Raw genomic sequence first — 25,202 nt, forward strand, 5'->3', positions numbered from 1 at the left:
AGAGGACCTTGCAAAGCAGCATCCGCCAGAACACCGGCCCTGCCCGATCTGCGCTCGTCCTGCTTGCTTTCGTCGTCGTCTGCTTCGCCGCGGCCGGCCTCGGCTCCCTCGCGACAGCCTCCCAGGTGGCGCCCGGCGGCTGGTACGACACCCTGGATAAACCGTTCTTTACCCCGCCGAGCTGGCTATTCGGGCCGGTCTGGACCGTCCTCTACCTCGCGATGGCAGTCTCGGGATGGCTCGCGTGGCGGGAGAGGGGCTTTTCCGGGGCGAGAGCGGCTATGGCGCTATTCTTCGCGCAACTCGCGCTAAATACTCTATGGTCCCTCGTCTTTTTCGGCCTGGAGGCGCCGGGCCTCGGGCTGGTCGAGATAGTGGTTCTGTGGACCGCGATCCTACTAACGATCTGGGCGTTCCGGCCGATCAGCCGCCCCGCGGCCCTGCTCCTCGTCCCCTACCTCGCCTGGGTAACCTTCGCCACGTTTTTGAACGCGGGGATCTGGTTCTTGAACCCGTAGGGGCGCCTCGCGAAGCGCCCCCACGGTTGCCGATCTTACGCCACAGAGTCTACAGCGCGGCCCAGGATCGCGAGTCCCTCTTCTAGCTCGTCGTCGGCTATGTTGAGGGGCATGAGGGTGCGGATGCAGTTGCCGTACTGGCCCGCAGTGAGGAGGAGCAAGCCTTCCTGCAAAGCGGCCTGCACTATTTTGGCGTTGCGCTCCTTGTCCGGGGTCTTCGTCTGGGCGTCGGTGACGAACTCCATGGCGGCCATCGGGCCGAGGCCACGAACGTCGCCCACGAAATCGGGGTGCCTGGCCTGGATCTCACGCATGGCGGACATGACTTTGTCCCCGAGGGCGTTCGCCTTGCCCAGGAGGTCTTCTTCCTCGAAGGTGTCGAGGACGGCCAGGGCGGCGGCGCACGCGATCGGGTTGCCGCCGTAGGTGGTGCCGAGACCGCCGGCGTGGACGGAGTCCATGATCTCGGCCTTCCCGGTAACGCCCGCTATGGGCAACCCGCCGCCCATGCTCTTGGCCGTGGTCATGATGTCGGGCTCGACCCCAGAGTGCTCTACCGCGAACATCTTGCCCGTCCGCCCGAAGCCCGTCTGGACCTCGTCCACGATCATCACGATGCCGTGCTCGTCGCACAGCTCTCGCAATTGCCTGAGGTAGAAGTCCGGGAACGGTATGAACCCGCCCTCGCCGCTCACCGGCTCGACTATGATCGCCGCCACGCTGCTGGGATGCACGGTGCTCACGAAGGCCTTCTCTATGGCTCCGAAGCAGTCGCCCTGGCAACCCCCGGAACAGTCTTTTCCTGACGGACACCTGTACGCATAAGGCGAAGGGACCCGGTAAACCTCCGGGACGAAGGGGCCGAAGCCCTTCTTGTACGGGTCGGTCTTGCCGGTGAGGGTCATGGCGAGCATGGTACGGCCGTGGAAGGAGTTCTCGAAGGCGATGACCGCCTGGCGGCCGGTGTAGTAGCGTGCGATCTTGACGGCGTTCTCCACGGCCTCGGCCCCGGAGTTGACGAAGAAAGACCGCTTCTCGGAACTCCCCGGAACGAGCGCGTTCAGCCTCTCGGCGAGCTCTATGTACTCCTCGTACTCCGTGACGTAGAAGCAGGTGTGCGTCAACTGCTCGGCCTTCTCCTTGACCGCGTCGACCACCCGCGAGCTCGCGTGCCCGATGTTCATGACGCCGATGCCGCCGCCGAAGTCTATGAACGTGTTGCCGTCGACGTCGGTCAGCAAAGCGCCCTTCGCCTCCTGGGCGAACATCGGGGTAGCTATGCCAACGCCCGAGGTCACGGCCTTGTGCCGCCGCTCCATCAACGCCCGGCTCTTCGGCCCCGGTATCTCCGTCTTGATCCTCGCGGAATCGAGCATCCTCGCCACCTCTTCCTGTCGGCCTCTCTTTTTCCAGTATACCCGTAAGGGCGGATCCGGACCTACGTCGCGGTGATGCCCCCGAGGGAGACGTACTTGGTGTCCAGGTACTCCTCGATACCCTGGTGTCCGCCCTCGCGTCCGACGCCGCTCTCCTTCAGCCCGCCGAACGGGGCCTGGGCCGTCGAAGGCATCCCGTCGTTAGCCCCGATGATCCCGTACTCCAGGTTCTCCGCGAGCCGGAAGACACGGCCCACGTCGCGGGTGAAGTAGTAGGCGGCGAGGCCGTAGACCGTGTCGTTGGCCCGCCGAACTACCTCGTCTTCCGTATCGAAAGGCATGATCGCGGCGACGGGCCCGAACGTCTCCTCCTTTGCGACGAGCATCGAGTCGTCGGCGCCCGTCAGGACCGTCGGGGGGTAGAAGTTGCCGTTGGCCGAACCGTTCGTCCTCTCACCGCCGAGGGCGACCGTGGCGCCCTTCGCCACGGCGTCGGCGACGTGGCGCTCGACCTTGTCGATGGCCTTCGGCTCGATGAGCGGCCCCACCTCGACGCCATCTTCCATCCCGTCCCCGACCTTCATCGCTGCCATCTTCTCGGTGAGTTTCTTCGAGAACTCGTCAAGGATGCCGCGCTGGACGAAGACGCGGTTGGCGCAGACGCACGTCTGGCCCATGTTGCGCATCTTCGAGACCAGGGCGCCCTCGACGGCCGCGTCCACGTCGGCGTCGTCGAAGACTATGAACGGGGCGTGGCCGCCAAGTTCCAGGGAGAGGCGTTTCATCGTGTCTGTCGACTGCTTCATCAGGAGCTTGCCGACATCGGTCGAGCCGGTAAAAGAGAGCTTGCGGACGCGCCGGTCTTCCATGATCGGTGCGGTGATGGCGGCGGGGTCCATGCCGGCGACCACCGAGAGGACGCCCGCGGGGAGGCCGGCCTCCTCGAAGATCTTCGCCATCTCGAGCGCCGAGAGCGGCGTGAGCTCGGAGGGCTTTATGACCATCGTGCAGCCGGCGGCCAAAGCGGGGCCGAGCTTGCGCGTGATCATGGCGGCCGGGAAGTTCCACGGCGTGATCGCGGCCGTCACCCCCACCGGGCGCTTGATGACCATGATCCTCTTGTCCGGGAAGCTCGCCGGGACCGTGTCGCCGTAGACGCGTCGGGCCTCCTCGGCGAACCACTCGATAAACGAGGCGGCGTAGACGATCTCGCCGCGCGATTCGGCGATCGGTTTGCCCTGCTCCAGGGTCATCACGGTGGCGAGGTGCTCTTTCCTCTCGTGCATCAAGTCCGCGGCCCGGCGCATGATCCTGGCGCGTTTCTGGGCCGTGGTCGCCGCCCACTCCTTCTGGACGGCAGCGGCGTCTATGGCCCTCTGCATCTCCTCCCGGCCGGCATCCGGCAGCGTCGCCAGCGTCTCGCCGTTGGCGGGGTTGGTCACGCCGAAGGTGTTGCCCGAGGCGGCGCCGTCCACCCACTCGCCGCCGACAAAGAGTTGCTCGACCAGTCCAGGCAGGATCACTTGGTTCCTCCATCGGTATTGGACGCTGACAACGACATTCTACGCCGGATACGGGGCCCGCTGAAGAACCGCGTCCTGCACGGTCTCCTCGACCTGGGCAAACGACGGCATGCGCGGCGTGTTCGAGATCACGGGGTCCTTCAAGCAGTCCCGGACGGTCCCGGCGAGCATCCCACCGTCCGCCGTTACGTCCGACGGCACGTTTCTTATCACCCGGACGATTGGGTTCTTTAACGCCTCGACGGCCGCCACGCCCGTGATCTTCACCCGGGACCCCCGAAGAACGGGTTCGATGGGGAGCCCGCCAGCGCGAGAACGTCCTCGACCGAGGGCGTTCCCCTGATGGCCGCCTGAATGGCCTCCTTTACAGAGCGCCGGTTGTTCTCGAAGACGGCCCCCTCGTCGTTCGCCTCCGGGTTGACGTAGACGGCCGCGATGCAGAGGAGTTCGCGCGCCTCCTCTGCGGGCACGATGCCGTCCACGATGGCGTCGGCGACCCCGCCGGCGATCCCGGCCTGCGCCGCGCCGAACGTCAGGTTGACGTGGAGGTCTCCCCCCATCGTCGCCTTGTTGACGAACAGCGTGAACGGCAGCACGGGCACCCCCGGGCGAACCACCGCCACGAACGGGGTGTGGCCCATCCGGGGCGTAGCCAGGGCCGTGGTCCAGGCCGTCTCGACCGCACCGCCCTTGCGGCCGATAACGACGTTGACGTGCGCGGCGTTGACACCCTCCCCGACGAAAGACTCCCCGATCAAACTCCCGTCCGCGAACCGCACGATGACCCATCCTCTCTCTGCCCACAAAACGTCCGGCCGTCTCTTTTACGCGCGCCGGCTCCCGGCGCCCTCCCCGCCTATCCGGCGCTCCCAGGCCGACATGGTCTCCGAAGAAGCCCTCGGCGTGAGGAGGCTTACGACGACGAAAAAGAAGAGGCTGGTCAGTATCCCCACATATATGGGCGCGTTGGCTTCGAGCCCGAGAAGCATCATCAGCACCACGACCACGGCCCCGCTGATCGCCATTGAGGTCAGCGCCCCGGCCCCGGTAGCCCGCCGCCAGAACAACGCGCCGATGATGGGCACGAACAGGGCTCCGACGAGCAGGTTGTAGGCGACCGTCAGCGCGCCCACGACGTCGCTAACGAGCACCGAGATGACGAGAACCACGACCCCGACGAGCAACGTCGCCAGCCGGCTCGCGTTGTACTCCCCGGCCCCGGCGTGGTCCTCGCGCCGAAAGAGGCCGGCGTAGACGTCGTTGGCGAGGATGGTGGACGAAGCCAGAAGTCCCGCGCTGGCGGTGGACATCACGGCGGCCAGGGCCGCGGCGAGCACCAGGCCAAGGACGCCGGCCGGCAGGACCTCGCCGGCGACTCGGGCGAAGGCGTTGTCCGAGTTGGGGAGGTCCGGGATCAGGACGCGGGCGGCCGTCCCGATCAGGGCCCCCGCGAGGCCGTACAGCAGGCAATAGAGCCCGGCCACGACGCCGCCCCACCGGGCGACCGAGGGGCCACGGGCCGTGAAGACCCGCTGCCAGATGTCCTGCCCGATCATGAGCCCGAAAAAGAACAGCAAAAAGTACGTGAAGATCGTCTGCCCGCCGATGGAGAAAGGGTCGAAGTAAGAGCCGGGCAATTCACCGCCCATCCCGGAGAAGCCGCCGGCCCTGGTAATGCTAAGGGGCAGCAGGATCAGGAATATCCCCACCGTCATCACGCAAAACTGCAGGAAGTCCGTCAGGGTAATCGACCACATGCCACCCAGAGCCGAGTAGGCGACGACCACGCCGCCGGCGATCAGGATGGCGAGCGTCGGCGGCAGACCGAGGACGACGTCGAAGACCGAGCCGACGGCGATGGTGGACGTAACCGCGATCATGAGCGCGTAGGCCGCCACGATGATCGCGGATATAAGCCGCGACGAGGCGCCGTAGCGAATGCCGAGCATCTCCGAGACGGTGTAGACGCCGAGCCGGCTCAGGCGGGTCGAGAGCAGGATGCCCAAAGCTATGATCCCGAGCCCGATCATGAAGACCAGCCACATCCCCGAAACGCCGAACTCGTACCCCAACGACACGCTCCCGATGGTGGACGCCCCCCCGAGCACCACCGCGCTCAGAGTCCCGATGTAGAGCGCCGGCCCGAGCCTCCTCCCTGCGACCAGATAATCTTCCGTGCTGCCCGCCCGCCTCAGCCCCCAGTACCCCGCCCCGAGCATGGCGGCGAAGTAGAGGCCGAGAACCAGGTAGTCGAGGGCGTCACCCATCCCGGTTTTTCTTCTGGAGGGCGATCAACGCCAGAAAATCGTGGGCCACGTTGGCCGCCACGAGCGCCGTTACCTGACCGGGGCCGTCGTAGGCCGGGCAGACCTCGACCACGTCGCAGCCGACGATGTTTATTCCGACCAGCCCCCGCACGAACTCCTGCGCCTCCCGGCTCGTGTAGCCCCCGATCTCCGGCGTCCCGGTGCCCGGGGCGTAGGCGGGGTCGACGAAGTCGATGTCGAAAGAGACGTAGGCCTTCGCGTCGCCGACGCGTTCCTTTATCCGCTCTATTACGGCCGGTATTCCGAGATCGCGCACCTCGTCCGTAGGTACCAGGTCGAAGCCCATCTCCTTCGCGTCGTCCCAGTCGCGCTCGTCGTAGATGGAACCGCGCATACCGACCTGGATCGAACGCGAGGGGTCGAGTATCCCTTCTTCGACCGCCCGCCTGAAAGGTGTTCCGTGAGTGTACTCCTGGCCGAAGTAGGCGTCCCAGGTATCCGGGTGAGAGTCGAATTGGACCAGGGCCAGAGGTCCGTGGACGGCCGCGGCGGCGCGGAGCTCGGGCAGCGCTATGGAGTGGTCGCCGCCGAGGACTATGGGGACGACGCCGGCGCGGTGGATGGGTTCGAGTCCTTCGGCGATCGTCTCGTAGCTCTCCCGGATAAAGCCCGGCACGACGGGCACGTCGCCGTAGTCGATCACGGAGAGGTAATCGAAGATGGTGACGCCGAGGCCGGAGTTGTGGCGTCGCAGGAGGTGGGAGACGCTCCTGATCGCCTCCGGTCCGAAGCGGGCGCCGACGCGGAAGGTGGCTCCGGTGTCGAAGGGGGCGCCGACTATGGCGGCGTCGGCGTTGTCGAGGTCGCGGTTGTTGGGCAGCCGCATGAAGGTGCGGACGTCCGAGAAGCGCGGGGTCGCGAACGAGTCGGCTGGTTCGTACCGGGTCAAGCGGGGTTCTCCTGTCTAGTTGTTGCGGGCGGCCTCACCGTGGGCGGTCGTCTCCTCGCTAATCACCGCTGCGGGGTCCCGCTGCGGCGGGCCGAAGGCGCGACGCAGGAGGTAGGCGACCATGATCACCCCGAGGCTTATGAGGCTCGCGATGATCTGGGGCCGCAGCCCCTCTATAAAAAACATGGCGCCGAGCACCAGGACGATGCCGAAGATCGAGAGGTACGTCAGCCACGGGTAGAACCACATCTTTATCTGCAACGCCTCCGGGTTGTCCCGCTCCAGGCGACGGCGCATCACGAGCTGGGAGATGGCTATGAGGAGGTAGACGAAGAGCGCTATGGCCCCCGAGGCGTTGATGAGCCAGGTAAAGACCTCCTCCGGGAAAAAATAGAAGATGCCGACCGAGACGTAGGCGAAGATCGTCCCGGCCAGGATCGCCCAGATCGGGACGCCCCGACGGGTCGTCTTGGTCAGGAAGCCCGGGGCGTCGTTGTGGCGGGTGAGGGCGAAGAGCATCCGGCTCGTGGTGTAGAGGCTCGAGTTCAGCACGGAGAGCACGGCCGTCAGCACGACGAGGTTCATGAAGAGCGGCGCGTAGGGTATCCCGATCTCGCCGAACGCCAGGGTGAAGGGGCTCTTGAGCACGTCGTCCGTAAAGCCGGTGTCCCATGGGACGATGCACGCGACGAAGAAGACGGAGATGACGTAGAAGATAAGCACCCGGTAGATGACCGCGTTCGTCGCCCGGGCCACGTTCCTGCCCGGCTCGTCGGACTCCGCGGCGGCGATGGTCACGATCTCGGCCCCCACGAAGGCGAAGATGACGGTCGCCACCCCGCTGAACATCGCCAGCGGCCCGTTCGGGAAGAACCCGCCTTCGTCGTAGAGGTTCGAGACCCCGACGCCCCCGCCGGGCCAGAGCCCGATCACGAACAAGGCGGCGAGCCCGATGAAGATCAGGATCGCCACGACCTTTATCCCCGCAAACCAGAACTCGAACTCCCCGTAAGACCCCACCGAGTAGAGGTTGGTCGCCGTGAGCAACAACACGAGGATGAAGGCCATCACCCAGGGCGGTATCCCGGGGATGTACTGGCCCAGGATACCGGCGGCCACGACGGCTTCGAACCCCACGACGATGGCCCAGAAATACCAGTAGAGCCAACCTATGGCGAACCCGGCCCAGTTTCCCAAAGCTATCCTGCTGTAGTCGGAGAAGGAGCCCACGGAGGGCCGGGCGACGGCCATCTCCCCGAGCATCCGCATGATTAGGATGAGCAGGGTCCCGGTCAGAAGGTACGTGAGGATGGTCGCCGGGCCCGCCTGGTTGAGGATCGGGCCGGTGCCGACGAAGAGGCCGGCGCCGATGATCCCGCCGAGCGAGATCATGGTCATGTGCCGCCGCTTTAAGCCTGCCTGAAGCTTGCCCTGCCCCTCTTGGGTCCTCTCGCCCGCGGTCGCCTCGGCCATGCTTCCCCTTTCGTCGGCGCTGGTTCCCCAAGGGCGCAGCTTACATGCTACGCCCTTTCCCGCACAACCCGGGCCGGGGAAACGCGCGGCGGCCTAACGCGCCCCGCTGAGGAACTTCTGGGGGTCCGTGTAGGGCAGGCCGTGGGCCTCGGCGACCGGCCCGTGCACGAGCTCCCCATTAAGCGTCGAGAGGCCCTTCGCCAGGTTCGGGTCGGCCGAGGAGGCCCCCTCGACGCCCTCGTCCGCGATCTTGATGAGGTAAGGCAGGGTCACGCTCGTCAAGGCCAGCGTCGACGTCCTCGCCACCGCCCCCGGGATGTTCGCCACGCAGTAGTGGACGACGCCCTCCTCGACGTAGGTCGGCTCCGAGTGCGTCGTCGGCCGGCTCGTCTCGAAGCAGCCGCCCTGGTCGATGGCGATGTCCGCCACCACCGAGCCGGGCCTCATGCTCGCTATCATCTCCCGGCTCACCAGCTTGGGAGCCTTCGCCCCCGCCACGAGCACCGCCCCTATGACCACGTCGGACTCCTCGACGTAGGAGGCGGTCCTGGCCCGGTTCGGTATCACGAGGTCCACCCGACCCTCGAAGATGTCCGATAGGTAGGCGAGCCTCTTGGGGTTGATGTCGAGCACCCTCACTATCGCCCGCATCCCGAGCGCTATCTTCGCCGCCTCGGTCCCCGAGATGCCCCCGCCGATGATGGTAACCTTCGCGGCCGGCGTCCCGGGCACGCCCCCGAGCAGCAGCCCGGCCCCGCCGTTCGGGCTCTCCAGGTGGTGCGCCGCCGCCTGCACGGCCATTCTGCCCGCCACCTCGCTCATCGGCGTCAGGAGCGGCAGGCTCCCGTCGGGCAGCTCCACGGTCTCGTAGGCGATGGAGTCGATCTTCCTCTCCATCAAGAACTCCGTGAGCCCCTTGTCCGCCGCGAGGTGCAGGTAGGTGAAGAGCTGCTGGCCCTCCCGGAAGCGGTCGTACTCCTCCGGGACGGGCTCCTTGACCTTCACTATGAGGTCGGCCGCCTCGAAGACCTCCCCGGGCCCGTCGACCAGCCGCGCCCCCGCCGCCGCGTACTCCTCGTCCGCGAAACCGGCCCCGCCACCGGCCCCGGACTGCACCACGACCTCGTGGCCGTGGTGGACCAGCTCCGCGACCCCGTCCGGCTGCATGGAGACGCGCCCCTCCATGTCCTTGATCTCCTTGGGTACCCCGACCACTGTCGCCATTCCGCTTCCCTTCCCTCGAAGAACGCGTAGTCTTCCTACCTTATAACAACGTTACTATAAACGTGCAAGGTTGCTGTGAGAAAGGTCTATTTTCCGGCCTCTTCGGGCCGGGATGATTTGCTTTTTCGTGCGGTGATTACAATAATCATTCATGGATATCGGCACCTTGATGGGAGGCGGGTTGGCGGCGAGCGGTAGTTCGGTTGGGTTCTCCATAGGCGAGGTCTCGCAGGCCGTGGGGCTTGCGCCGCAGACCTTGAGGTTGTGGGAGAGGGAGCGCCTGGTCAGGCCCCGCAGGACGGACCGGGGGTACCGGGTGTACACGGAGCCCGACGTGAGCCGGCTGCGGGAGATCAAGCACCTGAGGAAGGTCGAGGGGCTGAACTTCGCCGCCATCCGCAAGCAGATGGGCGCGGCCGAAAACACCGGGGCTTCGGGCGACCGTCCGGCGGCCGAACCTTCCGAGGCCCCGGGCGAGCGGCTGCGGCGGTTGCGCGTCAAGGCGCACAAGACGCTCAAGGAGGTCTCCGAGGCGACCGGGCTCTCCATCTCTTTTATCTCCGCGCTGGAGCGCGGGGGCTCGGGCGCGTCGGTGGCGTCGCTGAGGAGCCTCGCTGGGGCTTACGGGGTGACGATGCGGGAGCTCTTCGGGGCAGACCTCGAGGCGGCGGAGCCGCTCGTCCGGCGCTCGGACCGCCCCGTCATGCAGTGGGACAACGGCGTGCGCTTCGAGGAGATGGCGTCCGGGGAGAAGACGATGGACCCCTCTTACCTGCGGGTGCCGGCCGGGGCCGGCAGCGAAGGCTTCTACTCGCACACGGGGGAGGAGTTCATCTACGTGGTCTCGGGCCACCTCCACGTGGAGCTCAAGGACCAGGGCACCTTCCGGATGTCGCCCGGCGACACCCTCTACTTCCCCTCAACCACCCCCCATCGCTGGTGGGCCGAAGAGGGGCCGGTAGAAGCGGTCTACGTCAACACGCCGCCGACTTTCTAGCGATCCGCTGCGCGGACCGCGCTGTCAGCTTTCAGCCGTCAGCCGTCGGCTTTTTTGTGGTTGTGGCCGGATGCTGGAGGCATGGGCGAGACGCTTCGGGGGAATGCTGGAGAGCGTGGGTGCCCGTTTTGCCAACGCTTTCGGTGTTCGACAATCGTGGCAAGAGCCGATAGCTGGGAGAGTGGGCGAAGCCGGAGCGGGCTGAAAGCTGATAGCTAATTCCCCTGGAGGGTTTATGGGTGATGACCGTTTCCTGGCCGCGTTGCTCTCCGTGCCGGTGCTGTCGGGGCCGGAGGTGTCTCCTGACGGGAGGTGGGTAGTTTGGAGTTGGTCGCGGGTTGGGCCTGCGGCTGACGTCTTTGCGGCGCCGACGGACGGGTCTTCGCCGCCGGTTCGTCTTACCGAGACTTCGGAGGGCGACACGGTGGTGGCCTCGTGGACGCCGGAGGGGGAGGCGGTCCTCGTTACGCAGGACACGGATGGGGACGAGCGGGAGCGGCTGTACCGGGTGAGGCTCGCGGAGCCCGGGGTGATGGAGCCGCTGACCGGTCCCAGCCCAAACTACTACCTGCACGGCGGGCAGTTGCACCCGAACGGGCGCTGGCTCGTCTACTCGGCGAACCTCGACGCCCAGAGCGGGGAGGAGACCGAGGCGGATCGGCTCTACCGGCACGACCTCGAGAGCGGGGAGCTCCTGGCGCTCGCCCGGCCCGAGAGGGGCAGCATTCCGTGGCCCGAGCTGAACCGTCAGGGGACCCACGTGCTCTACTCGCGCAACGAGCTCGACCCGGCGGGGCAGCAGGTGTGGTTGGTGGATATCGAGGGGCGGGAGGACCATGAGATCCTGAACTTCGGGGCCCGGGCGAAGGTCTCGGCCTCGTGGTTCCCCGATGGGCGCCGCGTCCTCTTCGTCGCCGAGGCCGGGTCTTACCGGCGGGTCGGCGTCTGGGAGATGGAGGGCGGCGTGCTGTGGCTGCTCGACGACCCGGGGCGCAACGTCGAGGACGCCTTCGCCCCCCCGAACGGGGGGCCCGTGGTCGTAATCGAGGTCGAGGGAGCCGGCATCAGGGCGTCTCTTCTGGACCCCGAGACGGGCGAAGAGTTCGCGCCGCCAGAGGTTCGGGGCAACCTGGTGCCGCTGGCGCGGGCCGGCGGCGGCTGGGTGTGCAAGCGCTACGACGCCCGTCATCCCGTGGATGTGATCCGCTACGATCCGGAGGGCGGCTCGACTACCAGCCTTACAGGTTTAAAGGATCGGACTTCCCTCGACACGGACCGGCTCGCCGCGGCGGAAGACTTCAGGTGGCGGTCGGCGGACGGGCTGGAGGTCCAGGGGTGGCTGTACCGGGCTCCGGCCGATGTCGTCGGGACGGTAATCCTCGTCCACGGCGGCCCGACCAGCCACGCCGAAGACCGGTTCAACGCCGAGGTCCAGTACCTCGTATCTCGCGGCTTCCACGTCATGACGCCCAACTACCGCGGGAGCACCGGGTTCGGGCTCCCGTTTCAGGACTCGATCAAGGAGGATGGCTGGGGCGGGCGGGAGCAGGAGGACATCCGGCGGGGCATAGAGGCGCTCATCGAGGCCGGCGTCGCCCGAGCGGGCCGCGTCGGCATCACGGGCACCTCCTACGGCGGGTACTCGGCGTGGTGGGCGATCACGCACTTCCCGACCGACCTCGTCGCGGCCGCGGCCCCCATCTGCGGCATGACCGACCTCACCGTCGACTACCACGCCACCCGCCCCGACCTCCGCCCCTACAGCGAGGAGATGATGGGCGGCACCCCGGAAGAGGTCCCGGATCTCTACCACGAACGCTCCCCCATAAACTTCGTGAAAGACATCTGGGGCAGACTCCTCATAGTCCAGGGCATGCAAGACCCGAACGTCACCCCGGATAACGTGGACGTCGTGGTCAAGGCCCTCGGCCGCGAGGGCATCCACTACGAACTGCTCACCTTCGAGGATGAGGGCCACGGTATAGCCCGCCCCTGGAACCTGAAAGTTCTCTACCCGCGACTGGCAGACTTCTTCGAAGCAGCCTTTGGCTGAAGCTGTCAGCCGTCAGCTTTCAGCCAGTCGTGTTGGGCGCTGGTCTGCCCCTTCTTGTCCCTCGAGGCGCACGTGACCAATTCGTCCCTAAACTAGACGTATCTCTCTTCACTGAGAAGCTGACCGCCGAGAGCGGAGGCGAAGCCGGAGCGCGCTGACTGCTGACCAGCTAAAAGGGCCGGCGCCCCGAAGGACGCCGGCCCGGGATGGGGAGGGTTTTCGCTCTGGCTTAGCGGCGCACCCTCTCGCAGTCGTTGGCGACCTTGTCGCCCCTGTCGGCCTGGACGGTGTCGCGGCCCGCGCCGCAGGAGATCACGTCCCTGGCGTCGTCGCCGTTGGCGGCCAGGATGGTGTCGTTGCCAGCGCCCCCGCTGATGGTGTCGACGGACTTGTCGAAGCCCATCTCGCCGGCGCCGTCGAAGAGGTAGTCGGCGCCGCCTCCGCCGTTGATCTTGTCGGCGCCGAGTCCGCCGAGGATGTAGTCGTCGCCCGCGTTGCCGGAGAGGGTGTCGCGGCCGGTGTCGCCGTTGTCGCCGCCGCCCTTCGGGGCCGAGCCGCGGATGTCGTCGTCGCCGGCGCCGCCGGTGACGGTGTCGTTGCCGAAGCCGCCGTTGAGCCAGGAGTCGTTGCCGCCGAGGCCGTTTATAGTGTCGTTGCCCGCGCCGCCCGTGAGCCTGTCCACGCCCCCGGTGCCGTCGACCGTGGCCGCGAACGCAGCACCCGCCGAAAGGGTAACCATCATCGCCACCGCCGCCAGAACCTTACCCATCCGCCCCATCCCGCTCTCCCTTCGTCCTCGCCCCCGGCCTCCCCGGTTGCTGTATTTGGAACTCTAAGGGCGCCGCGTAACGCCCCGGCGACAACCGGGTAACGCTTCGGTCACGCCTGGATAACACTTCGGTAACAACCACGCTGGCCGCCGGGATAAGACCTCCCCAGACAAAACCCTCCCCCCGTCCAAAGGACTACCCCTCCCCTATATACTTCCCCTGTCACCCGTCTTGATCGGCTTACAGTAACCATGTAGTATTCGTGAAGGACAAGGAGTTGGCCGCATCAGGCCTCAGGAGGTATCGCATGGACGTGATGAGGGGTCTCGGGGAGCATGGCGATAGCACGCCGCTCGCGGGCGTGGAGAACCTTATGTTGCACTTCACGCCGTACGCGGAAGACTGGTCCAAGCTGCCGGTCATCGTCTCGGGCGAGGGCTCTTACGTCACCGACGACAAGGGTCACAGCTACATAGACGGGCTCGCGGGCCTGTTCACGACGCAGGTTGGGCACGGAAGGTCCGAGCTCGCCGAGGTCGCCTCCGCGCAGATGAAAGAGCTCGGGTTCTTCCCGAACTGGAGCTTCCAGCACCCGAGGAGCCTGGAGCTCGCGGCCAAGATCGCCGAGATAGCGCCGGGGTATCTGAACAGCACGTTCTTCGTGAGTTCGGGCTCCGAGGCGGTGGAGACGGTCATCAAGCTGGCGCGGCAGTACCACAAGGCCAACGGGGAGCCTGGGCGCTACAAGATCATCTCCCGCGACGTCGCCTACCACGGCACGACGATGGGCGCGTTGTCCGTGACGGGGTTGCCCGGCTTCAAGGCGCCGTTCGAGCCGCTGCCTAGCGGCTTTTTCCACGTGAAGAACACCCAGCAGGACCCGGAGGGTGCGGCAGATGCCATAGAGCAGATGATCGAGGCCGAGGGGCCTGACCAGATCGCGGCCGTCATCCTGGAGCCCGTGCAGAACGCGGGCGGGTGCCTCGTTCCGCCGCCGGACTACTGGAAGAGGGTGCGCGAGATCTGCGACCGCCACGGCGTCTTGCTCGTCTCGGACGCCGTGATCTGCGCCTTCGGACGGCTCGGGGAGTGGTTCGGCATCGAGCGCTTCGACGTGGTCCCGGACATGACGAGCTTCGCCAAGGGCGTGACATCGGGCTACCTGCCGATGGGCGGGGTGGTCGTCAACGACAAGATAGCCCACACCTTGAAGGACAACGCGCCGATGTTCGCGCACGGCTCGACGTTCGGGGGGCACCCGGTCTCCTCGGCGGTGGCGCTCGAGAACATAAAGATCATGGAGCGCGAGAACCTGCTGCAGAACGTCCACGACCTCGAGGGGCACTTCGGGGACGAGCTCAGGCGGATGGCGTCCGACCATCCGGTCGTCAAGGAGATCAGGGGCATGGGCTTCTTCTGGGCGGTCGAGGTCGACCCCGTGAGGGCAGACGGGACGCCGCTCGCGGGCGACGAGTACCAGAAGTACTTCAAGGGCGTCGTTTCGAGGAAGCTTTTGGAGGGTGGCCTCATCTGCCGCTTCGACGACAAGGACGATCCCGTCATCCAGTTCTCCCCGGCGCTCACCTCCGACCGCGAGATCCTCAGCCGCATAGCCGAGATCACGGACGGGGCCCTCACGGAGCTCGAAAAAGAACTCGGCTACCGGGGCTGAACTTGACCCGCACCGTCGGCCAGCGGAAGGCCGCAAACTCCAAGAGCAGGGACTACCGCTCCTTCAGCTTCTGGTTGGAGACGGCGGGCGAGGAGCTCGTCCCGAGGCCGCCTCTCGCGGGTCCCGCCGAGGCCGACGTGGCGATCCTGGGCGCCGGCTTCACGGGGCTGTGGACCGCCTACTACCTCCTCAAACGGGAGCCTTCGTTACGCGTGATCGTCCTCGAGGCGGAGACAGCAGGCTTCGGGGCGTCTGGCCGTAACGGCGCCTGGTGCAACGCGGCCTTCCCGGTCACCCCGGGCGAACTCGCCCGGCGCTTCGGCGAGGAGGCCGCGCGCAACCTGCTGCTGGAGATGCGCGGCTCGGTGGAGGAGACGGGGAGGGTCTCCGAGGCCGAGGGGATCGACGCCCAGTACTTCCCGGGCGGGCAGCTCAGGGTGGCCAGGGGCCCGGCCCAGGTGCCCGGGATAGAGGCTTCCTACGAGTCGTTGCGGGCCATCGGCCTGGAGGACGGCCTGCGGCTGCTCGACAAAGAAGAGACGGCGCGGCGCGTCAGGATCACGGGCGCAGAGGGCGCGCTGTTCAGCCCGCACTGCGCGACCATACACCCGGCGAGGCTCGCTCGCGGGCTCGCCAGGGCCGTCGAGCGCCTCGGCGGTGAGATCTTCGAGGGTACCCCCGTTACTGACTTCGAGACGGGCTCCAGCCCGAGGCTCGTGACGGACGCGGGCGACGTGCGGGCGCGGACGGTCGTGCTCGCGGGAGAGGCCTACCTGGCGCGGCTGCGCAAGCTCAAACGTCAGGTGCTGCCGATCTACTCCCTCATCGTGCTGACCGAGCCCCTGTCCGAAGAACAGTGGGCCACGATCGGCTGGGAGGGCCGCGAGTGCGTCGCCTCCAACCGCTACACGGTCGACTACCTCTCGCGCACCGCGGACGGGCGCATACTCTTCGGGGGCCGCGGGGCGCCGTACCACTACGGCTCTCGGATAGAGGACGAGTACGACCTTCACGAACCGACCCACGAGATGCTCCGCCGCACGGCGCGCGAGTGGTTCCCCGTCCTCGAAACCGCGCGGTTCACCCACTCCTGGGGCGGGCCGCTCGCCATGCCGCGCGACTGGATGCCGACGATGTCCTACGACCCGGCCGAAGGTGTTGCGACCGCCCGCGGCTATACCGGGCAGGGGGTCGCGACCGCCAACCTCTCGGGCCGGACGCTCGCGGACCTGATCCTGGCCCGCGACACGAACGTAACCCGTCTGCCGACCGTCAACCACCGTCCGCGTCCCTGGGAGCCCGAGCCGCTGCGCTGGCTCGGCGCCCGCTACGTGCAGCGCGGCCTGATGCGGGCGGACGACCGGGCCGAACGGACGGGCGAACCCCCGACGGGCAAGACCCTGGCGGAACGACTCGGCAAGCACTGAAAGCCCGGGGCTTCCCGAAGGCGGCCAAGACAGGAGGAGACGGGGTGAAGAGAGGAAAGATCAGGAGACCATCCGAGGCGGATCGCAACTTCCCCCGCCGCATCGTAGAGGCGGCCGGGTGACGAACGATCGGACGCGAAGCAGCGGGACGGCCGACGCGGTGGTGGTCGGCGCGGGGCTCGCCGGGCTCGTGGCGGCGCGGGAGCTCGGGGCCGCTGGCGCGGAGGTGATCGTGGTCGAGGCTCAGGACAGGGTCGGCGGCAGGACGTGGACCCGCCGCGTCGGCGGGGTACCCGTGGAGATGGGCGGGCAGTGGATCGGCCCCGCGCAGCCATACGTGAACGCCCTCGCCCGAGAGCTCGGCGTCGAGACCTTCCCCACGGAGGTTCCCGGACGGACCGTCTTCTACGAGGGCGGGAGCCGCTCGGAATACGAAGAGGACGAAGCGGTTCCCTTCCGGGAGCCGGATGCCGCTTCGGAGGTTCGGGAAGCCTTCGAAGCACTGGATGGGCTCGCGAAGGAGGTCCCGGCCGGGGCGCCGTGGACCGCGGGGCGGGCGGCCGAGTGGGACGGGCAGACGCTCGAGACGTGGAAGCTCCGGCACGCGCGAAGCAGGGGCGCCCGGTTCTACATAGACCTGGCGGTGCAATCGTTGTACGCCTGCGAGCCGCGCGACATCTCGCTCCTCGGCGTGCTCTCGGACGTCGCAGCCTCCGGCGGCTCCGGCGGGCTCTTCGAGATAGAGGCATCGGCGGAGGAGTCCAGGTTCGTGGGCGGGGCGCAGGAGCTGTCCGTCAGGGTGGCGGAGGGTCTGGAGGGGCGGGTCGTGCTCTCATCTCCGGTGCGCCGGATCTCGCAGGAACACGACGGGGTGCTCGTCGAGTCAGACGCCGTCTCCATCAGGGCGGGGGCCGTGGTCGTCGCGGTGCCGCCGGTCTTGCGTGGGCGAATCGAGTACGAGCCGGCGCTGCCGGCCGCGCAAGACGGGCTCTCACAGCGGATGCCGATGGGGGCCGTGATCAAGTGCCACGCCGTCTACGACGTTCCCTTCTGGCGCGGGATGGGCCTCAGCGGCCGGGCCGAGGGCGACACCGGCCCTTGCAGGGTCACCTGCGACAACACGACCCCGGGCGAGGACGCGGGCGTCCTGACCGGCTTTATCCTCGGCGCGGACGCCCGGCTTTGGGGGCAAGAGTCCGCCGACGAGCGCGAAGCCGCGGTCCTGGAGTGCTTCGCCCGGTACTTCGGGGAAGAGGCCCTCCACCCGCGGGGTTACGCGGAGTGCGACTGGGGGGCCGAGGTCCACGCGCGCGGCGGGTACGCGGGCGTTCCGGTGCCGGGTTTCTTTCTGGACCACGGTTTCGCGCTGCAGGAGCCCGTGGGGCGCGTACACTGGGCCGGCACGGAGACGGCTTCTGAGTGGAACGGCTACATGGAAGGCGCCGTCGGGTCGGGCCTGCGAGCGGCGCGGGAGGTGCTATCCGTGCTGACCGGCGCGGGTTTTGGTCAAGGAGATCTACCGGGCAAAGTGGACCGTTCGAGGGGTAGGCCCCGCGCAGGGGCCACGGGGACAGGAGGATAAGCGTGGAAGACAGGCAGACGAGGGAACGCCCGCCGGGGACGAGCCGCCCGGAGGCCGCCAGGGGCGTCGCCGTGCGGCTGGCGGGCGTGACCAAGAGGTTCGGGGAGTTCGTGGCGGTGGACGACCTGAACCTGGACATCTACGAGGGGGAGTTCTTCTCGCTGCTCGGTCCCTCCGGGTGCGGCAAGACGACGACGCTGCGCATGGTCGCCGGCTTCGAGGAGCCTACCCGCGGCGAGATCGAGGTGGCCGGAGAGCAGGTCCAGGGCGTCCCGCCGTACCGGCGCCCCGTCAACACCGTCTTCCAGTCCTACGCCATCTTCCCCCACCTCAACGTCTTCGACAACGTCGCCTTCGGCCTGAGAAGGGCGAAAGTGCCAAAGGACGAGGTGGCGAGCCGGGTCGCCGACGCGTGCGAGATGGTGCAGCTCGCCGGCTTCGAGAAGCGCAAGCCGGGCATGCTCTCGGGCGGCCAGCAGCAGCGGGTCGCGCTCGCCAGGGCCCTCGTCAACCGGCCCAGGGTGCTGCTTTTGGACGAACCATTGGGAGCGCTGGACCTCAAGCTCAGGAAGGAGATGCAGCTGGAGCTCAAGAGCCTGCAGGAGGAGGTCGGGATCACCTTCGTCTACGTCACCCACGACCAGGAAGAGGCGCTCACGATGAGCGACAGGATCGCGGTGATGAACGAGGGCAAGGTGCAGCAGCTCGCGGATCCCACGACCCTCTACGAGACCCCGGCCAACCGCTTCGTCGCAGGGTTCATCGGGCAGACGAACGTGTTCTCTGGGACGGTCGACGGGATGGACGGGGAGAGGGCGACGCTCATGACGCGGGAGGGTCTCAAGATCGAGGCGGTCGTCAGGGGGGAGGGTGCGCCGGCGGGCGGCGAGGTGCACGCGGCGGTAAGGCCGGAGAAGGTCAGGTTCGGGGACTCGGGGGACAACGTGTGCGCGGCAGAGGTGCGCCAGATCGTCTACCTCGGCGCGAGCACGCAGTACATCGTGGAGCTGGAGGGTGGCGGAAAGCTGGTACTCCACCAGCAGAACGCCCACGACGCCTCCGGCCCATCGGAGGGGGACGCGGTCTCGGTCGCGTGGGACGCGCCGAACTGCCTGATACTTGGAGGTTGATGATGACGAAGAGGATCTCGCGGGGAAGGTTCCTGAGGGCGGTGGGCGCGGCCGGCGTCGCCGGCTCCGCGCTCTCCGTGCTGGCCTGCCAGCCGAACACGAGCGCCGGGAGCGGCGGCGGAAGCGGAGGCGGCCCGGAGGAGAAGAAGCTCAACTTCTACAACTGGGCCGACTACGTCGCGGAGAGCACCGTGCCGGACTTCGAGAAGCAGACCGGCATACAGGTCACGCAGGACTTCTTCTCGTCCAACGAGGACTTGCTGGCGAAGCTTCAGGCTGGCGGGACCGGCTACGACGTCATCGTGCCGAGCGACTACATGGTCGCCATCATGATCAAGTCCGGCGTCATCCAGAAGCTGGACATGTCCCAGATCCCCAACTTCAAGAACGTCGGCAAGGAGTACGAGGGCCTCTCCTACGACCCGAAGAACGAGTACAGCGTCCCCTACCAGTGGGGCACCACGGGCATCCTCTACAACAAAAAGGAGATGGGCCAACTCCCCGAGTCCTGGGACCCCATGTGGGACGAGGAGTTCTCGGGCAAGATCTCCATGCTAAACGACACCCGCGAGACGATGGGCGCGTCCCTCTACAGGCTCGGCCTCTCCGTGAACTCCAGGGACACAGGAGAACTCCAGAGGGCCGCGGACGAGCTCAAAAAGCAGAAGCCGCTGCTACGCGGGTACTTCGACTCGACGGAGGCCCGCCCGCTCGTCCAGAACGGCGACCTTTTGGCCGGTCACGTCTTTAGCGGCGACGCCTTCCTCGCGCTCTCGGAGAACGAAGACCTCGACTACATCGTCCCGAAGCCCGCCGCCACCCGCTGGACGGACAACATGTGCATCCCCAACGGCGCCCAGCACCCCCAGAACGCGCACAAGCTCATCAACTACATCCTCGGCGCGAAGACCGGGGCGGAGCTCTCCAACTACACCTACTACAACACCCCGAACGCCGCAGCCCTGCCCATGATCGACGACGCCCTCAAGGACCTACCCGGCTACGTCCTGCCCGACGGCGTCTTCGACAGGCTGCAGGTCATAGAGGACCCGGGCGAGGCCACGCGCGAGTACGAGCGCCTGTTCACCGAAGTGAAGAGCTCCTGAGATGAGGGAGCGCGCGGCGAAGGGCTGGTCCCTGGGGCTCGCGGCGCTGCTCGCGCCCGTGACCCTCTGGCTCGGGCTCTTCTTCATGGTGCCGCTGCTGTTTATAGTGGTGTACTCGTTCGGGTCGAGCCCGATCTACGGCGGGATCACTTTGGGCTTCAACCCGGGCAACTACCTCAAGGTCTTCGAGCCCACGTACCTGGAGATAATCGTCCGTTCGTTCGGCATAGCGGCGCTCACGACGCTCCTGTGCTTCGTGCTCGGCTACCCGCTGGCGTACTTCATAGTCTTCAAGGGGAGGCGGTGGAGGAACGCCCTGATCCTGCTCGTCATGGTCCCGTTCTGGACGAGCCTCCTGATCCGGGCCTACGCCTGGGTCGTGATCCTCGGCGGCAACGGCATCGCCAACAAGACCCTTCAGTTCCTGGGGCTGACGAACGAGCCGCTGAACCTGATCTTCACGCCCGAGGCCGTCCTGATGGGCATGACCTACTCGTACCTGCCGTTCATGATCCTGCCCCTCTACGCCGCCCTCGAAAAGTTCGACGTCAGGCTCAAAGAGGCCGGCAAGGACCTCGGCGCGACCCGGTGGCAGACGTTCTTGCGGGTGACGTTCCCGCTCAGTTTGCCCGGCGTCATAGCAGGGAGTATCCTCGTCTTTATACCCTCGGCCGGGGAATTCGTCATCCCGGACCTGCTCGGCGGCTCTCGGACGTTGATGACGGGGAACCTGATCCAGAACCAGTTCCTCCAGGCCCGCGACTGGGCCTTCGGAAGCGCCCTCTCGGTGATGCTCGGCGTCCTCCTGCTCGGCGCGATCATGTTCTACATCCGCAAAGTCGGCACGGATAAACTGGAGGGGGTCTAGATGGCCGCGACGACGAAGGGCTCCGGCAAGGGGATCTTCTCGGGGCTTCCGGACTGGGGCCTGCTCCTCGGCACCGTGTTCGTCTACCTGTTCCTCTACGCGCCGATAGCGGTCCTGATCTTCTTCTCGTTCAACTCGACGCGGAGCACCCAGGTATGGACGGGCTTCTCCTTCGAGTGGTACGGCCAACTCCTGAGCGACCCGACGATCCTGCAGGCGTTCAGGACCTCGCTGACGGTGGGCGTCACGGCGACGCTCATCGCGACCGTGATAGGGACGCTGACGGCGCTCGCGCTCTCGCGCAACCGGTTCAGGGGCCAGACGGTCGCCGACTCGGCGATCTACATGGCGACCGTGATGCCGGAGATCGTCGTCGGGGTGAGCCTGCTCGTCTTCTTCGTCGCCGTGTTCATCCCCATGGGGGTCCAGCTCGGAATCACGACGATCGTGATAGCCCACGTCGCGTTCACTATCTCGTTCGTGACGATAGTGGTGCGGGCCCGCCTCTCCGGGATGGACCGCTCGGTGGAGGAGGCGGCCCAGGACCTCGGGGCGAGCCCGGTGCAGACGTTCTTCCGGGTAACGCTGCCGCTGATCCTGCCCGGCGTGATGGCGGGGGCCCTGCTCGCGTTCACGCTCTCGTTCGACGACTTCGTGATCACGTTCTTCGTGAGCGGGGTCGGGTCGAGCACGCTGCCGTTGAAGATCTACTCCATGATCAAGTTCGGCGTGAGCCCGGTTATCAACGCCCTCTCCACGGTCGTCCTGGTCGCCACGATGCTCCTTATCTTCGGCGGCAGCCGCCTGCTCGCCCGCAAGGAAGGTTCGTAAGGGTATGATCGAGAAGGGCCGTACCGGGGACATCCCGCGCGGGCGCGTGAGGGACCTTTTGGAGCGCGAGCGCGGGTCCTTCGAACGCCTACACCCCGGCTCGCGCGAGCTCTACGAGCGGTCTGGCACCTCGCTCTTTGGCGGCGTGCCGATGAGCTGGATGATGAAGTGGTCGGGCGGCTTCCCGGTCTTCGCCGAAAAGGCAGAGGGCTCCACCGTGATCGATGTGGACGGCAACGAGTACGCGGACTTCTGCCTCGGGGACACGGGCGCGATGACCGGCCACGCCCCGCCGGCCGTCGCCGAGACGGTGGGCGGCCAGGCCGCGCGCGCGATCACGACGATGATGCCCTCCCCCGACGCACCCATCGTGGGCGAGGCCCTCTCCGAACGGTTCGGGCTGCCGCTCTGGCAGGTGACGCTCTCGGCCACCGACGCGAACCGGTTCGCGATCCGGATGGCGCGCGAGATCACGGGCCGCCCCCGGATCCTGGTCTTTAACTGGTGCTACCACGGCACCGTGGACGAGACTTTCGCCGTCCTCCACGAAGGGCGCGTCGTCGCCCGTCCCGGCAACGTGGGCCCGCCGGTTGAACTCGAACGCACGACCCGCGTGGTCGAGTTCAACGACCCTGAGGCGCTGGAGGAAGCCCTCTCCCACGAGGACGTGGCGTGCGTGCTCGCCGAGCCCGCGATGACGAACATAGGGATAGTGCCCCCGGCCCCCGGCTTCCACGAGACCCTGAGGGACCTCACGCGCCGGCACGGGACCCTGCTCGTCATCGACGAGACGCACACGATCTCCACGGGCTACGGCGGCTACACCCGCGAACACGGCCTGACCCCGGACATCCTGACGGTCGGCAAGACTATCGGCGGCGGCGTCCCCGCCGGGGCCTTCGGCCTTACCCGCGAAGTGGCCGGGCGGGCCCTCGCCCGGAAAGACGCCGACTACGTGGACGTCGGCGGCGTGGGCGGCACCCTCGCGGGCAACGCCCTCTCCGTGGCCGCGATGCGCACCGCCCTGACGCAGGTGCTGACCGAGGACGCCTACCGACACACGGTCCCCCTGGCCGGGCGCTTCGAGGAGGGAGTGCGGGAAGCCATCGCCCGCGCCGGCGCCCCCTGGAACGTGGTGAGGCTCGGCTGCCGGGTGGAGTACGGCTTCTCCCCCGATCCGCCCCGAAACGGAAGCGAGGCCGCCGCCTCCCACGACGACGACCTGGAGACGCTCCTGCACCTCTACGCGCTCAACCGCGGGGTCCTTATAACCCCGTTCCACAACATGGCGCTAATGGCGCCCACGACCACGGAGGCGCAGGTGGACCGGCACACGGAGATCTTCTCGGAGGCCCTGGATGAGCTCTACGCGTAGGGAAGAAGCCCCGAGCCCGGAGGTCTCCGAGCACGGGCTCAAGAGCGACGCCATAGGCTTCAGGGACGCGCTCATCATCGGCATCGCCTCGACGGCGCCGGCCTACTCGCTGGCGGCGGTCATAGGGCTCGTGGTGGTGACCGTCGGCGTGCAGGCCCCGGCGGTCCTCTTCGCGTCGTTCGTGCCGATGTTCTTCGTGGCGACCGCCTTCTACTACATGAACCGCGCCGACCAGGACTGCGGCACCACGTTCTCCTGGGTGACCCGGGCGATGGGCCCGTGGCCCGGCTGGATCGGGGGGTGGGCGATCTGCGTGACCGGCATCCTGGTCGTGGGCTCCCTGGCGGACGTGGCGGCCCGGTACACCTACCTGTTCCTGGGCCTCGACGGCGCCGCGGGCTCGAAGGTGGCGATCACGCTCTTCGCCGTCGTCATCATCGTCGCGATGACGGCCGTCTGCGTCGTGGGCACGGAGCTCTCTGCCCGCATCCAGGACGTCATGATCATCGCCCAGGTCGGCGCGCTCCTGCTCTTCGCGGTCGTGGCGCTGGCGAGGGTCTTCGGGGGCACCGCCCCGGAGGAGTCGCTCGCGCCGAGGGCCTCCTGGTTCTCGCCCTTCGCCGTGCCCGACGCGAGCGCCCTGATCGGGGGGCTCCTGATCGGGGTCTTTATCTACTGGGGCTGGGAGAGCTCGGTGAACCTCACCGAGGAGACGGAAAACAGCGAGAGCGCGCCGGGGCTGGCGGCGGTCGCCAGCACGGTGATCCTGCTCGTCACCTACCTCTCGGTGACGACCGCGGTGGTCGCCTTCGCCGGCGTGGGCACGGCCAGGGAGTTCGCCGACGACGACGCTATCCTGAGCACGGTCGCGACCGGCGTCCTGGGGAGCCCCTGGGACGGCCTGGTCGTCCTGGCGGTCCTGACGTCGGCGCTGGCCTCGACCCAGACGACGATCCTGCCCGCCTCGCGCACGGTCCTCTCGATGGCCCGCGCCGGCGCGATGCCGGCCTCCCTCGGCAGGACGCACCCGCGCTTTTTGACGCCGCACATCTCGACCATCGTCGTGGGCACCTTAGCCATCGTCTGGTACGTGCCGCTGAACTTCGTCTCGGAGAACTTCCTCTTCGACACGCTCTCGGCGCTCTCCCTGATGATAGCCTTCTACTACGCCCTCACGGGCTTCGCCTGCGCCATCTACTATCGCCACGAACTCCTCAAGAGCGCGAAGAACTTCCTGTTTATCGGGGTGGCGCCCGTGCTCGGCTCCCTGATGCTGGCCTACCTGTTTTTCAGGTCGATGGTGGACCTCGCCAACCCCGGCGCCTCCTACACCGGCGGCTCGGTCTTCGGCCTCGGGGTGCCCCTCGTCATAGGACTCGGCTTCCTCCTGCTGGGGGCGATCTTCATGGTGCTCTGGCGGCTCGGCGGGCACGAACGCTTCTTCGGGCGCCGCCCGGAGGTGGCGCACCCGGGGGCCACGGAGGGCCCGCTCGCGCAGCGCGAGACCGTCGGCGCCCCGCCGGAGGGGGACTAGATGGGAGACGTGGTCCTCGGCTACGACGGCTCGCGCTCCACCCGGATGGCGCTTGACGTGGCGATCGAGCAGGCGCGGGCCTTCGGCGACCGTCTCGTGGTCGTCTTCGCCGACGAGCCACCGGGCCGCTCCGCGGGCGAGGAGTTCCGCGAACACCGCCGCGCCCTGGATGAGATCGGGGAGCAAGCCCTCGCGGACGCCGCGGAGAGGGCGAAGGCCTCTGGTGTCGAGGCGGAGACCCTGCTGGTCCCCGAGCGGCCGGCCGTCGCCCTTGAGGCCACGGCCCGCAGCCACGCCACGCGCCTGATCGTGGTCGGCACCTACGGCGAAGGCCCGTTCAAGAGCGCCATCCTCGGCTCGACCCCGCACAAGCTCCTGCACTTCTCTGAAGTCCCGGTGCTCTGCGTCCCCTCTACCGGCGAGAACCCTTGATGGTCTCCAGGCCCATTCGCCCCACGGACAGGGACGCCCGGCCAATACAAAGGCCCGACCCGTTCACCCCGCGACGCGGCGGGCCTCACGACGTT

At 67.3% G+C, this 25,202-nt stretch carries 22 protein-coding genes; 13 read left to right on the forward strand and 9 right to left on the reverse strand.

From position 1 onward, the window contains the following. The first annotated feature begins 8 nt into the window (after nucleotides 1–8). Nucleotides 9–518 (forward strand): TspO/MBR family protein, encoded by a 510-nt coding sequence (locus GBA63_RS16530; protein ID WP_166177852.1) that lies wholly within the window; start codon nucleotides 9–11, stop codon nucleotides 516–518. A gap of 35 nt (nucleotides 519–553) precedes the next feature. Here GBA63_RS16530 and gabT read toward each other — a convergent pair whose 3' ends face one another. From gabT to ald, 8 genes are all read right to left on the reverse strand, one after another. Beyond that, a complete protein-coding gene (gene gabT / locus GBA63_RS16535) occupies nucleotides 554–1,894 on the reverse strand; it encodes a 4-aminobutyrate--2-oxoglutarate transaminase (RefSeq protein WP_166177854.1) in 1,341 nt (446 codons plus the stop codon). A gap of 62 nt (nucleotides 1,895–1,956) precedes the next feature. Continuing rightward, nucleotides 1,957–3,417: an NAD-dependent succinate-semialdehyde dehydrogenase gene (locus GBA63_RS16540; RefSeq protein WP_166177856.1), complete on the reverse strand. Its 1,461-nt coding sequence runs from the start codon at nucleotides 3,415–3,417 to the stop codon at nucleotides 1,957–1,959. Nucleotides 3,418–3,456: 39 nt separating this feature from the next. Then, a complete protein-coding gene (locus GBA63_RS16545; RefSeq protein ID WP_166177858.1) occupies nucleotides 3,457–3,684 on the reverse strand; it encodes a hypothetical protein in 228 nt (75 codons plus the stop codon). Next, on the reverse strand, nucleotides 3,681–4,196 hold the full coding sequence (gene fae / locus GBA63_RS16550) for a formaldehyde-activating enzyme (protein WP_166177860.1): 516 nt from the start codon (nucleotides 4,194–4,196) through the stop codon (nucleotides 3,681–3,683). The genes GBA63_RS16545 and fae overlap by 4 nt, the downstream gene beginning before the upstream one ends. Before the next feature lie 45 nt (nucleotides 4,197–4,241). Further along, nucleotides 4,242–5,684, reverse strand: coding sequence for a sodium:solute symporter (locus tag GBA63_RS16555; protein WP_166177862.1), 1,443 nt, complete (start codon nucleotides 5,682–5,684; stop codon nucleotides 4,242–4,244). After that, nucleotides 5,677–6,633, reverse strand: a complete 957-nt coding sequence (gene speB / locus GBA63_RS16560; protein ID WP_166177864.1) for an agmatinase — start codon at nucleotides 6,631–6,633, stop codon at nucleotides 5,677–5,679. The genes GBA63_RS16555 and speB overlap by 8 nt, the downstream gene beginning before the upstream one ends. 15 nt (nucleotides 6,634–6,648) lie before the next feature. Beyond that, entirely contained in the window at nucleotides 6,649–8,106 is a 1,458-nt protein-coding gene (locus GBA63_RS16565; protein WP_166177866.1) for an amino acid permease, read from the reverse strand. 93 nt (nucleotides 8,107–8,199) lie between these two features. Then, a complete protein-coding gene (ald, locus tag GBA63_RS16570) occupies nucleotides 8,200–9,330 on the reverse strand; it encodes an alanine dehydrogenase (protein WP_166177868.1) in 1,131 nt (376 codons plus the stop codon). A gap of 181 nt (nucleotides 9,331–9,511) precedes the next feature. Here ald and GBA63_RS16575 point away from each other — a divergent pair, with 181 nt between their 5' ends. Then, complete coding sequence (locus GBA63_RS16575; RefSeq protein WP_166177870.1) at nucleotides 9,512–10,327, forward strand: MerR family transcriptional regulator; 816 nt, start codon at nucleotides 9,512–9,514, stop codon at nucleotides 10,325–10,327. A 235-nt stretch (nucleotides 10,328–10,562) separates the two neighbouring features. Beyond that, nucleotides 10,563–12,380, forward strand: a complete 1,818-nt coding sequence (locus GBA63_RS16580; protein ID WP_166177872.1) for a S9 family peptidase — start codon at nucleotides 10,563–10,565, stop codon at nucleotides 12,378–12,380. 229 nt (nucleotides 12,381–12,609) lie between these two features. On the opposite strand, the gene GBA63_RS16585 is transcribed toward GBA63_RS16580, so the two are convergent. Next, nucleotides 12,610–13,149: a calcium-binding protein gene (locus tag GBA63_RS16585; protein WP_166177874.1), complete on the reverse strand. Its 540-nt coding sequence runs from the start codon at nucleotides 13,147–13,149 to the stop codon at nucleotides 12,610–12,612. Between the two features lie 308 nt (nucleotides 13,150–13,457). Between GBA63_RS16585 and GBA63_RS16590 the strand changes: the two genes are divergently transcribed. The 10 genes from GBA63_RS16590 to GBA63_RS16635 all read left to right on the forward strand — a co-directional run bounded on the left by GBA63_RS16590 (nucleotide 13,458) and on the right by GBA63_RS16635 (nucleotide 25,107). Then, on the forward strand, nucleotides 13,458–14,822 hold the full coding sequence (locus tag GBA63_RS16590) for an aspartate aminotransferase family protein (protein ID WP_166177876.1): 1,365 nt from the start codon (nucleotides 13,458–13,460) through the stop codon (nucleotides 14,820–14,822). Between the two features lie 2 nt (nucleotides 14,823–14,824). Beyond that, nucleotides 14,825–16,249, forward strand: coding sequence for an NAD(P)/FAD-dependent oxidoreductase (locus GBA63_RS16595; RefSeq protein ID WP_166177878.1), 1,425 nt, complete (start codon nucleotides 14,825–14,827; stop codon nucleotides 16,247–16,249). 118 nt (nucleotides 16,250–16,367) lie between these two features. Beyond that, complete coding sequence (locus GBA63_RS16600; protein WP_207956857.1) at nucleotides 16,368–17,831, forward strand: flavin monoamine oxidase family protein; 1,464 nt, start codon at nucleotides 16,368–16,370, stop codon at nucleotides 17,829–17,831. Between the two features lie 2 nt (nucleotides 17,832–17,833). Beyond that, the gene (locus tag GBA63_RS16605) at nucleotides 17,834–18,961 is read left to right on the forward strand and encodes an ABC transporter ATP-binding protein (RefSeq protein ID WP_228282145.1); all 1,128 of its coding nucleotides are present in this window, start codon (nucleotides 17,834–17,836) and stop codon (nucleotides 18,959–18,961) included. 2 nt (nucleotides 18,962–18,963) lie between these two features. Next, nucleotides 18,964–20,067: a polyamine ABC transporter substrate-binding protein gene (locus GBA63_RS16610; RefSeq protein ID WP_166177880.1), complete on the forward strand. Its 1,104-nt coding sequence runs from the start codon at nucleotides 18,964–18,966 to the stop codon at nucleotides 20,065–20,067. A 1-nt stretch (nucleotide 20,068) separates the two neighbouring features. Continuing rightward, entirely contained in the window at nucleotides 20,069–20,935 is an 867-nt protein-coding gene (locus GBA63_RS16615; RefSeq protein WP_166177882.1) for an ABC transporter permease, read from the forward strand. Beyond that, nucleotides 20,936–21,766, forward strand: a complete 831-nt coding sequence (locus GBA63_RS16620) for an ABC transporter permease (RefSeq protein ID WP_166177884.1) — start codon at nucleotides 20,936–20,938, stop codon at nucleotides 21,764–21,766. Between the two features lie 4 nt (nucleotides 21,767–21,770). Next, nucleotides 21,771–23,141, forward strand: a complete 1,371-nt coding sequence (locus tag GBA63_RS16625) for an aspartate aminotransferase family protein (protein WP_166177886.1) — start codon at nucleotides 21,771–21,773, stop codon at nucleotides 23,139–23,141. Next, nucleotides 23,125–24,675, forward strand: a complete 1,551-nt coding sequence (locus GBA63_RS16630; protein ID WP_166177888.1) for an APC family permease — start codon at nucleotides 23,125–23,127, stop codon at nucleotides 24,673–24,675. The genes GBA63_RS16625 and GBA63_RS16630 overlap by 17 nt, the downstream gene beginning before the upstream one ends. Further along, a complete protein-coding gene (locus tag GBA63_RS16635) occupies nucleotides 24,676–25,107 on the forward strand; it encodes a universal stress protein (RefSeq protein WP_166177890.1) in 432 nt (143 codons plus the stop codon). Nucleotides 25,108–25,202: the final 95 nt, after the last annotated feature.

Origin of the sequence: Rubrobacter tropicus, from assembly GCF_011492945.1 — a bacterium.
GTDB classification, from domain to species: domain Bacteria; phylum Actinomycetota; class Rubrobacteria; order Rubrobacterales; family Rubrobacteraceae; genus Rubrobacter_D; species Rubrobacter_D tropicus.

What these genes read in the sequence shown, in the direction of transcription:
- GBA63_RS16580 (WP_166177872.1), top strand. Translation starts at nt 10,563, where the DNA reads ATGGGTGATGACCGTTTCCTGGCCGCGTTGCTCTCCGTGCCGGTGCTG.
- GBA63_RS16625 (WP_166177886.1), top strand. Translation starts at nt 21,771, where the DNA reads ATGATCGAGAAGGGCCGTACCGGGGACATCCCGCGCGGGCGCGTGAGG.
- gabT (WP_166177854.1), bottom strand. Translation starts at nt 1,894, where the DNA reads ATGCTCGATTCCGCGAGGATCAAGACGGAGATACCGGGGCCGAAGAGC.
- GBA63_RS16630 (WP_166177888.1), top strand. Translation starts at nt 23,125, where the DNA reads ATGAGCTCTACGCGTAGGGAAGAAGCCCCGAGCCCGGAGGTCTCCGAG.
- GBA63_RS16620 (WP_166177884.1), top strand. Translation starts at nt 20,936, where the DNA reads ATGGCCGCGACGACGAAGGGCTCCGGCAAGGGGATCTTCTCGGGGCTT.
- GBA63_RS16615 (WP_166177882.1), top strand. Translation starts at nt 20,069, where the DNA reads ATGAGGGAGCGCGCGGCGAAGGGCTGGTCCCTGGGGCTCGCGGCGCTG.
- GBA63_RS16590 (WP_166177876.1), top strand. Translation starts at nt 13,458, where the DNA reads ATGGACGTGATGAGGGGTCTCGGGGAGCATGGCGATAGCACGCCGCTC.
- GBA63_RS16585 (WP_166177874.1), bottom strand. Translation starts at nt 13,149, where the DNA reads ATGGGTAAGGTTCTGGCGGCGGTGGCGATGATGGTTACCCTTTCGGCG.
- GBA63_RS16565 (WP_166177866.1), bottom strand. Translation starts at nt 8,106, where the DNA reads ATGGCCGAGGCGACCGCGGGCGAGAGGACCCAAGAGGGGCAGGGCAAG.
- GBA63_RS16610 (WP_166177880.1), top strand. Translation starts at nt 18,964, where the DNA reads ATGACGAAGAGGATCTCGCGGGGAAGGTTCCTGAGGGCGGTGGGCGCG.
- GBA63_RS16555 (WP_166177862.1), bottom strand. Translation starts at nt 5,684, where the DNA reads ATGGGTGACGCCCTCGACTACCTGGTTCTCGGCCTCTACTTCGCCGCC.
- ald (WP_166177868.1), bottom strand. Translation starts at nt 9,330, where the DNA reads ATGGCGACAGTGGTCGGGGTACCCAAGGAGATCAAGGACATGGAGGGG.
- GBA63_RS16635 (WP_166177890.1), top strand. Translation starts at nt 24,676, where the DNA reads ATGGGAGACGTGGTCCTCGGCTACGACGGCTCGCGCTCCACCCGGATG.